This window comes from Methanothermococcus sp. (assembly GCF_015523155.1).
Lineage (GTDB): Archaea > AGJL01 > Methanococci > Methanococcales > Methanococcaceae > Methanofervidicoccus.
Genome location: NZ_WAKW01000002.1, coordinates 54,968 through 66,449, shown reverse-complemented (window position 1 = coordinate 66,449; position 11,482 = coordinate 54,968). Strand labels below are relative to the sequence as shown.

General features: G+C 30.7%; 9 protein-coding genes. 4 read left to right on the top strand and 5 right to left on the bottom strand.

Annotation, left to right across the window (positions count from 1 at the left end; genetic code table 11):
- The 3 genes from F7B34_RS00770 to F7B34_RS00760 form a co-directional block, all read left to right on the top strand.
- Positions 1-1,067, top strand: a 1,067-nt coding sequence (locus F7B34_RS00770; RefSeq protein ID WP_292459505.1) for an ABC transporter substrate-binding protein, incomplete at its 5' end; no start/stop codon positions are given.
- Between the two features lie 67 nt (positions 1,068-1,134).
- On the top strand, positions 1,135-2,184 hold the full coding sequence (locus F7B34_RS00765; RefSeq protein ID WP_292459503.1) for an iron ABC transporter permease: 1,050 nt from the start codon (positions 1,135-1,137) through the stop codon (positions 2,182-2,184).
- A gap of 25 nt (positions 2,185-2,209) precedes the next feature.
- Positions 2,210-3,337: an iron ABC transporter permease gene (locus tag F7B34_RS00760; RefSeq protein WP_292459501.1), complete on the top strand. Its 1,128-nt coding sequence runs from the start codon at positions 2,210-2,212 to the stop codon at positions 3,335-3,337.
- 77 nt (positions 3,338-3,414) lie between these two features.
- Here F7B34_RS00760 and F7B34_RS00755 read toward each other — a convergent pair whose 3' ends face one another.
- From F7B34_RS00755 to F7B34_RS00735, 5 genes are all read right to left on the bottom strand, one after another.
- Entirely contained in the window at positions 3,415-4,554 is a 1,140-nt protein-coding gene (locus tag F7B34_RS00755; RefSeq protein WP_292459499.1) for an ABC transporter ATP-binding protein, read from the bottom strand.
- 181 nt (positions 4,555-4,735) lie between these two features.
- Positions 4,736-5,578, bottom strand: coding sequence for a nitrogenase iron protein (gene nifH, locus F7B34_RS00750; RefSeq protein WP_292459497.1), 843 nt, complete (start codon positions 5,576-5,578; stop codon positions 4,736-4,738).
- 18 nt (positions 5,579-5,596) lie between these two features.
- Positions 5,597-6,028, bottom strand: coding sequence for a DUF5402 family protein (locus F7B34_RS00745; protein WP_292459496.1), 432 nt, complete (start codon positions 6,026-6,028; stop codon positions 5,597-5,599).
- Positions 6,025-7,050: a peptidase U32 family protein gene (locus F7B34_RS00740; protein WP_292459495.1), complete on the bottom strand. Its 1,026-nt coding sequence runs from the start codon at positions 7,048-7,050 to the stop codon at positions 6,025-6,027. The genes F7B34_RS00745 and F7B34_RS00740 overlap by 4 nt, the downstream gene beginning before the upstream one ends.
- A 145-nt stretch (positions 7,051-7,195) precedes the next feature.
- Positions 7,196-7,630: an ATP-binding protein gene (locus tag F7B34_RS00735; RefSeq protein ID WP_292459494.1), complete on the bottom strand. Its 435-nt coding sequence runs from the start codon at positions 7,628-7,630 to the stop codon at positions 7,196-7,198.
- 130 nt (positions 7,631-7,760) lie between these two features.
- Between F7B34_RS00735 and cobN the strand changes: the two genes are divergently transcribed.
- The gene (gene cobN, locus F7B34_RS00730; protein WP_292459492.1) at positions 7,761-11,477 is read left to right on the top strand and encodes a cobaltochelatase subunit CobN; all 3,717 of its coding nucleotides are present in this window, start codon (positions 7,761-7,763) and stop codon (positions 11,475-11,477) included.
- Positions 11,478-11,482 lie beyond the last annotated feature (5 nt).

Below are 11,482 nucleotides of genomic sequence, written 5' to 3'. Positions count from 1 at the left end.
TCAAAAACTATGATAGATTTAGAGAACCTGTTGTATTTGCTAAAACATTTAGTTTGGAGCCACACTGGAATAAAGGATACTGTTATATGGTGGATTCTGAGGGAAATAAATTTGTTTTATTAAAAGAAGGGGCAACGAATCCGAATATTCCCAACTCCAAAATTATACATATACCATTAAAGAGAGTTGTATGTGGAGACCAAATATTATTGGCAACTGCATATATTACCAAAGATGAAAATATCACCAACAGCATAAAAGCAATGCAATATTTAAATTCCATTGCTCCAAAGTATAAATATGAACTTCCAAAATTATATAAAAAATATCAAAATGAGGAGATATTAGATGCCGGAAGATGGACAAATCCTAACTATGACAACATAATTGGTTCAAATCCAGATATGGTATTTATATATAATTTTAAATACACCGATTCTATGGCACAAAAACTTAAAGAATTAAACATTACATACACAAGAACCGGAGCCTACTGGGAAAACTCATTTATGGGAAAAACTGAATGGGCTAAATTCTTTGCGGCATTTTATGGAAAAGATAATTTTGATAAAGTAGAGAATTATTTCCAGAATGTATGGAAACAGAGAAACGATATATTGAGAAAAGTCAGAGGTATATCTACCTATCCAAAGGTGGCATTCTTCTACTGGTCTACATCAAAAGGCCCTTATGTATGGAAAGCACAAAATTTTAGACCACGATTAATAAATGATGTTAGAGGAGAGTATATATTTAATGACATGCCAGGAACAGGTGGAAGTTATATAGATAAAGAAACATTCTACGAAAGGGCAGTAAATGCCGATGTTGTTATATTACACACAATGGGTAAAAATATAACAACAAAAGAACAGTTGCTTGAATTGAATCCTGACTTTGCAAACTTTAAGGCATTTAAAAATGGAAGGTTTTATGCATTACCTTATGATAACACAAAAAAGGAAACACTTGACCCCGCAGGAGTTATGTTGGATTATGCAAAAGCTATACATCCTGAAGTATTTGGAGATAATTTGAAGTATCTTATAAAAATAAAAACTAACTAAATAAATATTTATATTATTAATTATTACTTTTTTATAAATTTTAATAATTTAAATATTGGGTGGAATTTTGAAAGTTAAAAGATTTTTGGTATTATTTACATTATCCTTGGTTTTGTTGGCAATTTTATCCTATTTTAGCATTACAGAAGGGACGATTAAAATAAAAGACGAACAGTTGGAAAAATATTTATTTGAAGGAACGTCTGGAAATGCCATTACGGACCAAATTATAGGAAAATTGAGGCTTCCTAGGACCATTGGAGCAATTATAGTTGGTTTAGGCATTGCCGTGGCCGGAATTTTGATGCAGGGTTATTTTAGAAACCCCTTGGCAGACCCCTATTTAATGGGGGTAGCAAGCGGGGCATCTCTGGGCGTTGTTTTGTATATCTTTACATCGGTGCTGTTTAAAATGGGAATCCCTCATTCGATATATGGATTTATTATTTCTGCATATGTCGGCTCATTAATTACTATGTTTGTTGTCATAAATATTGCAAGGATTGTAAAGCAAACTGCAACCCTGTTAATTTGTGGTATTATGATAGGAGCAATAGCATCTGGATTAACCACGCTTGTTGTATATACTGGGGACTATATAGGCGAAGAAAACTCCAAACTTGCAGGATATTTTATGTGGGGAATGGGTTCAGTCAATAATTTAACATGGCCCCAAATTAACTTAATGACAGTTTTAATCATCCCAACAGTTATTTTAGCATATATATTTCTTTCAAAAAAACTTGATGCAAATCTTCTTGGGGAAAAATATGCCATAAGTGTTGGAGTAGATGTAAAGAACCTAAGAAAATGGCTAATAATCTTATCTTGTATATTGACGGCAACAGTTGTGGCATTTGCTGGTCCAATTGCCTTTGTAGGATTAATCTGCCCCATTGTTGCAAGAATGATATCTAAAACCTCAAAGCATACCTATGTAATACCTATGACTGCGGTATTAGGTTCTGTATTTGTGTTATTTGCAGACATATTAACAAGACCGGGGGTTATTGTGCCTCAATCTTCAAATAACCTCCCGTTGTTAAGTCCTTTGTCTATAATCGGAGCTCCAATTGCCATAGCAATATATTTAAAAGTTAGGAAAATGGGGATATAAAATTTAAAAAAATAAGTGGGATATGATGAATTACCGATATGTTATAATTTTGGCTTTAATTGTTTCAGTGGTTGGACTAACTATTACGGGGATATATTTTGGTGGAAATGCCAAATCAATTACCTTAGAAGATACTACAAATTTTGTTATTTATCAAACAAAAATTACGGTGGATTCCATATATTATAAAATAACTGGGAATCATATTTTTCATCAAACATCCTTAGATGAATGCACTAAATTTAAATATATGTTATTAAAAGAAGTTCGTCTTCCACCAATTATTGGAGCAATTCTTGTAGGTTTAACATTATCAGCCTGCGGTTTGATGTTGCAGACATTATTTAGAAACCTTCTTGCATCACCATATACAACAGGTATATCCAGTGGTGTGTTATTTGCCGTTGCGCTTGTAATATTTATAAATAGTTTTGCAGAATTGTTTTCATCATTTGGAACGGATAAAATCATGGTAGCTGGATGGTGCGGAGGACTGCTGTCGATAGTTATGCTTATAATTATAGCCCTTAGAATAAAAGAGGTAAATGGAGTTTTAATTGTTGCCCTATTGATGAGTTATTTATTTGAGGGCATAAGGGCTTATTTAATAGCAAATGGAACAAACCTATCTATCCAGGATTATTTTAACTTTATTGTTGGAAATGTAACTAGAATTCATTTAAATGATATTCCCCCAATGGTTATATGCACAATAATATTTACAATAGGGTGTATTTTTTTAATAAAACCTTTAAACGCCCTATTATTTGGAGAAACCTATGCAAAGAGTTTTGGATTAAATGTAAAAAAAAGTAGGATATTGATATTATTGTTAACATCATTTATTGTAGGGGCCATAATACCTTATGTTGGATTAATGGCATTCGTAGGAATTGCAGCACCATATTTGGCAAGACCTATCATAAGAACCTCAGACCATAGATGGTTGCTTCCAACAACTATGCTTGTTGGTGTAGTGCTGATGCTCATGTGTCATATTATTTCATTGAAATATTGGGTTCCTATCTTTTACATATATGGATTAAACCGTCCAGCCCAGGTTTTGCCAATAGGCTCCATTCTCGATGTATTAGGAGGACTACTTGTAATATATTTAGTTTATAAGGGTGAAAAAAAGATAAAAATACAGTAAATGAAATATAAAGTAAATATATAAAAAAGTTAAAATTAAAAAATTAAAAAAATTATTAACTTATAAAATTATAATTTTTACCCTAACATCTCTTTTAATGATTTAATATTTCCATCATATTTTATAACATTTTTATTGGTATTGATTGCATGTTCAACAAGTTTTTTATTTAAAATATTAGTTTGCCCCACTGGAAAATCTGTATATATAACTACATCAGACATCTCGAGCTCATGTAATGCCTTTTCAAATTTTTCATTTGATATGGGTTCATAGGGCTCTTCGCATATTATTTCCAATTCCATAGTTTTTGCTACAATATAATCTATATCATTTTTATGCAATATTCCCACAACCACATTATATCCGTTTTTAGTAAGAAATCTTAACACATCAACCCCAGTTCCTGCACCGCAAACTAAAAAAATCCTATTATAGTAGCCAAACCCAGAATTTGCATTTTTTAGTTCAAAATAACCTATCATCTCATTATAATTTGCGTTATCCAAATCATAAAGATTATTTACTACTTCTTTTTTCATAACATCCTCTGGATGTCCGTATGCTATGACCCTGTGGTTTTTTATTAATGCCATTTTATCGGCTATTCTTAAAGCGAGCTCTATGTCATGAAGTGTAACTATTATTGCTAAATTATTCTCTGTTGCAAGTTTTCTCAGCAAAAGGATTAGTTCAATTTTATGTTTTGCATCTAAAAAGCTTGTTGGTTCATCCAGTATGAGAACATTCGGTTCCTGAGCAAGAGCTCTTGCTATCATTATCTTCTGTCTCTCCCCATCACTCATTTCAAAAAAGTTTTTATTTAATAGATACTCGGCATTTACAGATTTTGCAGCGTGCATAATTATTTCCTTATCCATTTCAGTTAATCTACCAAATAAATCGGTGTAAGGATGCCTTCCAATAGCTACAATATCGAATCCAGTCATATTTCCGGGATTTACTCTCTCAGTTAATACAACCGCCATTTCCTTTGCAAGTTTTTTTGGTGTTAAACCATGTATATTTTGACCGTTCAAATAAACTACTCCCTTTTTAGGTTTTAAATATGTTGCTATGGTTTTTAAAAGTGTGGATTTACCTGCACCATTTGGACCTATGATGCATAATATTTCCCTTTCCTTTATATGTAAATTCACATCTTCAACTACAACATAATCTTTATATCCCACAGTTAAATTTTCAGTTTTTAACATTATATCACAATTTAAATTTATTTATTATTTTATAATACTATATTTCATTATATAATTAATTGTAAATTTTCTTTAATAATATTATAAATACTTTTATTAAGTTTAAGGCTTTTCTAAAAATAAATTAGAAATTAAATTAAAATAAATTAAAAAATTAGAATTATAAATAAAATTTTATAAATTACCTCCCTATTTTTTTCTTTAATAAATCATCTATTTTTTCAGTAATTTTATCAATTCCTTCCTCAGATAGTGGGTTTGGAATAACCTTTTTATCATTTTTATAAATGGCATCTGCGAGCTCCCTAAAAACATCTGCAACATCGCTATCTGGTGCATATTCTATTACAGTTTTTTTGTAAATTTCCGCCTTTGTAATAATATTGCTCATTGGAACCTTTCCCATAATATTCGTTCCAATTTTTGAAGCAAACTCCTCCACAATGGATGGCTCGTCTATTACACTTCTTCCATTATATATAATTCCTCCCAGTGCCACTTTTCCCCTATTTGCATACCTTCTTATCCCTTTGCAGATATTATTTGCAGCATAAATTGCCATAGGGTCGCATGTTGTAACGATATAGACATCATCTGCAAGGTGTTTTTGTAATGGCATGGCGAATCCCCCACATACAACATCCCCCAATATATCATAGATAATTACATCAGGATTTAGAGTTTCAAATGCTCCTAATTTATTCAGCATATCTATTGCTGTGATTACTCCCCTTCCTGCACACCCTACACCCGGTTCAGGTCCTCCACTTTCAATACAGTAGGTTCCACTAAATCCTTCAAAAACAATATCTTCAAGTTTTATATCATTTGCTCCCTTTTTTCTGAGAACATCCAAAACTGTTGGAATTTTCCTTCCCATTAAATTTCTTGTTGAATCTGCCTTTGGGTCGCATCCTATAACCATTACTTTTTTACCAGATTCAGCAAGTGCTGCTGCTATATTTGATACATTTGTGGATTTTCCAATACCTCCCTTTCCATAGACACAAAATTTTCTAACCACTCTATCACCAAAAAATTACTATTCATCTATCGCTAATTTTAATGTAATTAAATCAGGCCTTGGTTTATTTGAATTGTATTCTTCCCTACACATATTGCAAAGCTCCCTTATTCCAAATGATATTACATCATCACTTGACGGTATAATTCTTATAAATATCCAATTGGCGTTTATTCCATAATTATTTGATATTTCTTCAAGTTTTTTTATAATCCTATTTTTAAAAACATCTGCTTCATCGATTAAGACTCCCCTTACCATTATCATTATTCCATAGCAGCCGCATTTTGATGAAAAAACATCCATTTCAGGAATGAAAACATTTTTTCCAAAAGAATTTGATAAAAATACTTCAAAATCTCTTCTATCGTTTTTTATAAGTTCTTTAATAGGTTTGCCGTTGGCAGTATTTATATTGTTAAATTTATTGTTATTATTGGAATTACTCATTTTTTCACCTTAATTACCTTTTCCGCTAAATTTTTACAGTAGTTGCATTTATTGCAGAACTTATCGCAGGTTTTCCATTTTTCAATGGCTCCATCTAATAGTTTATTATCAATATAATAATGACTTTCGAGCTCCCTTGGACAGTCGAGAAGTTCCATAAGATTCCCGTCATAATTTCTATTTAAATAAGCATTTAAAACCCTTTTTATCCACCCAATTGGATGGCTTCTTCCAGATAATTTATAAATATCCACCAGTTTATCGTATTCCTTCAAATCCTCCGGTCTGATAAATGGACTTTTTATTACCAATTCCTTATCTCTAACCCTCATGCTTATACATCTGTTATAGTAGTAATCATCTAAAACAGGTATATTCTGTATATTTGCATGAGAAAAGAAATTGAAGTGCTGAACCCTCATAGGACATTTATATAAACATGCCTCATTAACAAGAATCTTCAACTTACAGGATACAGAATCCCTTATATTTTCAATAATATCAAAATGCCGATTTATTGAGCTGTCAAGGGTGATGGCATAAACCTCTTTGCTGTCATAGAACTCTGCCTTTTGGGGACTATCAACTAAGGATATGCAGGATACATTTACCTTTAAACCGCAGTCATTTGCTAAATCAATTAAATATGGGTCTGCAAGGGTTATGCTGTTTAGGTTCATATCTGCAAATATTTTAAATAAATTTTTTATATAGTCGATTCCCTTTGGTGTTAAATGTAGAGCTCCCATACATGCGGAGTTTATAGCAACCTCAAACCTTATTTTATTTTTATGGGCATATTCTATCTGTCTTTTAATATCTTCAATAGATGGTCTATACAGCGTAGCTCTTCCAGTGCCTATAAAATCGGCGTATCCCAAATATACTTCGAATTTATCGCCTATTTTTTTATTTTTTATCCTTTTATTATTTTTATTATTTTTATTCTTCCGATATTTTTTTATCTCATTAACTATAATTTTTAAGCTTTCAAAGTTTCCAGGATGGGGAATTGAGAACATAGTAACACACCGTTTATATAAAATTTATAATCATAGCAAGTAATTAAATAAAATATAAATAAAATTAAATAAAATAATGATAAGTAAATAATTATAAGTGTTATGAAATAATTTTTGATAATTTATAATTACAAAATTAAATACTTTAATTATATTTATCAATTTTTTTCTCTGGAAATATTATTGCATTATTTTCACAGCACATATATGAACAGGCATTGCAGTTTATTATGCAGTTAAATGGATATTTAACAATAGTTTTGTTATTTTCCAATTCATAAACACCCTTTGGACAGAAATCAATACATTTTTTGCAGTTTTTACATTTTTCATAATCAATCGTTGGAAACCATGCAATATCTTTTCTTTTTCTACCATATTCCTTATAATAAATTTCTTTTCCAGCATTATAAAATTTTTTATAGATGATTTTATTTGGTTCTCTAACCATTTTTGTTATTTCTTCGTAAATATTATATACCTCTTCATCAACATTTAAGGCATTCATAAGTTTTTTTATCTCTAAATTTAAAATCATAAATTCTCTAATTTTTTTTAAAAGTTCTTTTTGTTTATTCATTTTTTCACCAAATTTTAATACTTTCTTCGTTTTTTTAATAAAAAGTTTTAAATATTTTGTATAATTTATTAACTATTAAAAATATATTTATTTAATTTTTATTATACTTTAAAATTTTTTTGGTGGAATCATGGTTAAAATAGGTTTTGTATCCACAGTTGATAGTGATGATTTGGTTTTTGAGGAGGCATATAATGAAGTTAAAACATACGGCATAGAATTTAAAATATTGGATTATAAATGCACTGAACAGGAATTTAATGAGTTTTTAGAGTTCATTAAAGATGCGGATATTGTATTCACAAAACTCATGGGTGGAAAAAGTGCATTCAAAAGATTTGATGAACTAAGGAAATTTACATTAAAAAACAATATTTCATTTTTACCACTACCTACTTTAAATGAAATTCATCCTGATTTAGATGAGGCTACAACAGTTAGTAATGAAGTTAAATTAAAGGTAATAAAGTATTTAGGATATGAAGGGGTCGAAAACTACAAAAATCTCTTATTGTATCTTGCAAATACTTTTGGAAAAAAGAATATCCCCTATGAAGAACCAAAACAGATGCCATGGCAAGGAATTTATTATAAAAATAACTATTTTGAAACTCTTAATGATTATATTAGTTATTTAGAGAAAAATGGAAAAGAAATAAAAATAAATAATAACGGAATATCTATTAATAAACCAGTTATTGGCATATTATTTTACAGAAACTGGTTTATAGCAAATAATATTGATTATGTTGATGATTTAATAAAAATGGTCGAAGATAAGGGGGCAATTCCTATTGCTGTTTTTACATCCCATTTGGAAAATGAACTTGGAGCAATTGGGACACTAAAAACATTTAAGAAATTCTTTTATATAAACAACAAGCCAATTATCCACAGTTTGATTAATACAACATTATTTACCTTATCAATGGGCGTTAAAGCCAATATTCTAAAAGATGAACCTGAATTTTTAAAAGAACTCAATGTTCCAATTTTGCAGGCAATTGTATCCACAGGATATATTGACGACTGGAAAAAATCAATAGCAGGTTTAAATCCAATCGATTTGGTAATTGGAATGGCAATGCCTGAATTTGATGGAGCAATAATACATTTCCCGATAGGGGGAAAGAAAAAAATAAAAGATGGTGAGGTAGGAGCTCCCATTATAAAATATAAATCAATAGAAGATAGGGCGGAAAAGATTGTTGATTTATCTTTAAGGTATGCCGATCTGAAATTAAAAGAAAATAAAGATAAAAGAATAGCAATAATATTCCACAACTATCCACCAAGAAACGATAAAATAGCAAGTGCTTTTGGTCTGGACAGTCCAGAAAGCGTTTTAAATATTTTAAAAGAGCTAAAAAACAGAGGATTTGATGTAAATCCTAATTTATATAAAAATGGAACAGATTTAATAAAACACATGCTGAATTATGCTACAAACGATAAAAGATTCTTAACAGAGGAACTTATAAAAAAAGCTGTTGGAAAGGTAAAAAAAGAGGATTATGAAAAATGGTTTAATAATCTATCAGAAAAGGTAAAACATGAATTAATAAAAGATTGGGGCGAAATTCCAGGGAATATAATGAATTTTGATAATAATTTAATCATTCCCGGAATCATAAACGGAAATGTGTTCATATCCGTTCAAGCACCAAGAGGCTTTGGGGAAAATCCATCGGCAATATATCATTCTCCCGACTTATCTCCACCACATTATTATATTGCATTTTATAAATGGATTAAAAATGTTTTTAAAGCGGATGCTATCATGCACATAGGAAAACACGGTAATTTAGAATGGCTTCCAGGAAAATGTGCAGGTCTTTCAAAGGATTGCTACCCAGATGTGAATATGGAGCTCCCAAATATATATCCATTTATTGTAAATAATCCAGGAGAGGGGACACAGGCAAAGAGAAGGGCTTATGCAACAATTATAAGTCATTTAATTCCACCTATGACAACATCAGATTTATATGCTGAATTATCGGAATTAGAAAAAGATATAGATGAATACTATGAAGTTGAAGGAAAAGAAAAAAAAGACTTTTTAAAGAGAAATATATTAAATAAAATTAAGGAATTAAAGCTTGATGAGGATTTAATGGACGGACACACCATAAATGAAGAAATGGACAATAATAATTTTGAAAATCTTTTAAACAAAATTCATGATTATTTGGAGGAGTTAAAAAATAGACAGATAAATGAAGGGCTGCATATAATGGGAGCTCCCCTTTGTGATGATAAATTAATCAATATGATTTTTATGATAGTTAGGTACCAGTTTAATTATTTAGAAATAATTTCGAATATAATGGGTTATGATTGGGAAAAATTAAATGAAAATATGGGACAAAATCATAAAATTATCGATAAAATAAACGAAACCGCCATAAACCTACTTAATGAATACAGAGAATACGATTTTAATGAGAATAATATAAAAAACCTAAAAACCATTAGAATAAACTCCGATTTAAAGGAAGTTTTAAAAATAGTATCCCATATTTATAAAAACTTAATGAGAGTGGATGAAGAAATAAAACACTCAGTTGATGCATTGGAAGGTAAGTATGTTCCACCAAGAATAGCCGGAGCTCCGACAAAAGACATAAATTGCCTTCCAACAGGAAGAAACTTTTACTCATGCAATCCGCAGGAGATTCCTACAAAATCTGCCTATGAAATGGGAAAGAGACTTGCAGATGATTTAATTAATAAATATTTAGATGAAGAAGATAAGTATCCCGAATATTTGGGGATTATAGTATGGGGCTCTCCAACAATGAGAACCAAAGGTGATGATATTGGGGAGATTTTATATCTTTTAGGGGTTAAACCGATTTGGAATAAAATGGGAAGGGTAGTAGGCACTGAGGTAATACCCTTGAAAGAACTAAATCGTCCGAGAATAGATTTAACACTGAGAATCAGTGGTTTGTTCAGAGATACATTTCCACAGGTTATTGATTTAATCGATGATGCGATAAGAACAGTAGCAAATCTTGATGAACCTGATGAAATGAATTTTGTTAAAAAGCACTGCAAACAGGAGGTTGAGGAAAAACTAAAAAATGGTATTGATGAAAAAACTGCAAGGGAAACGAGTTTATATAGGATATTCAGCGATAAGCCCGGCACTTATGGTGCAGGTGTTGCCAATTTAATTGATGAAAAGAACTGGGAATCAATCGAAGATTTGGCAAAGGTATTTGTTGAGTGGGGAGGTTATGCCTATGGTAAAAACATCTATGGTATTGATGCAAAAAAAGAGTTTGTAAATCGACTGTCCAAGATAGAATTAACCGTAAAAAATGAAGATTCTCAGGAATGGGATATTTTTGAAGGAGACGACTTTAACAGCTATCATGGAGGACTTATTGCAGCAGTTACCCATTACTCTGGAAAACAGCCGAAAAGTTATATCGGGGATACATCCAATCCGAACAAGCTTAAAACAAAACACTTAAAGGAAGAGGGAAAGCAGATATTTAGAACAAAAATATTAAATCCAAAATGGATTGAAGGTATGAAGAAGCATGGCTATAAAGGAGCAGGGGACTTTTCAAAGTATATCGACCATATATTTGCATGGGATTGCACATCCAACATAGTTGATGATTGGATGTATGAAGAGATTGCTAAGAAATATGTATTTGACAAAGAAATGGAGGAATTTTTTAAGGAAAACAATCCGTATGCATTGATGAACATTACAGAACGGCTGTTAGAGGCGATAGAAAGAGAAAAATGGAATGCCGATGAAGAGATGAAAGAAAAATTGAGGAAAAAATATTTAGATATTGAAGGTATGATTGAGGAAAAACTTTAATTTTA

What these genes read in the sequence shown, in the direction of transcription:
- F7B34_RS00760 (WP_292459501.1), top strand. Translation starts at nt 2,210, where the DNA reads ATGAATTACCGATATGTTATAATTTTGGCTTTAATTGTTTCAGTGGTT.
- F7B34_RS00755 (WP_292459499.1), bottom strand. Translation starts at nt 4,554, where the DNA reads ATGTTAAAAACTGAAAATTTAACTGTGGGATATAAAGATTATGTTGTA.
- F7B34_RS00745 (WP_292459496.1), bottom strand. Translation starts at nt 6,028, where the DNA reads ATGAGTAATTCCAATAATAACAATAAATTTAACAATATAAATACTGCC.
- F7B34_RS00740 (WP_292459495.1), bottom strand. Translation starts at nt 7,050, where the DNA reads ATGTTCTCAATTCCCCATCCTGGAAACTTTGAAAGCTTAAAAATTATA.
- F7B34_RS00735 (WP_292459494.1), bottom strand. Translation starts at nt 7,630, where the DNA reads ATGAATAAACAAAAAGAACTTTTAAAAAAAATTAGAGAATTTATGATT.
- cobN (WP_292459492.1), top strand. Translation starts at nt 7,761, where the DNA reads ATGGTTAAAATAGGTTTTGTATCCACAGTTGATAGTGATGATTTGGTT.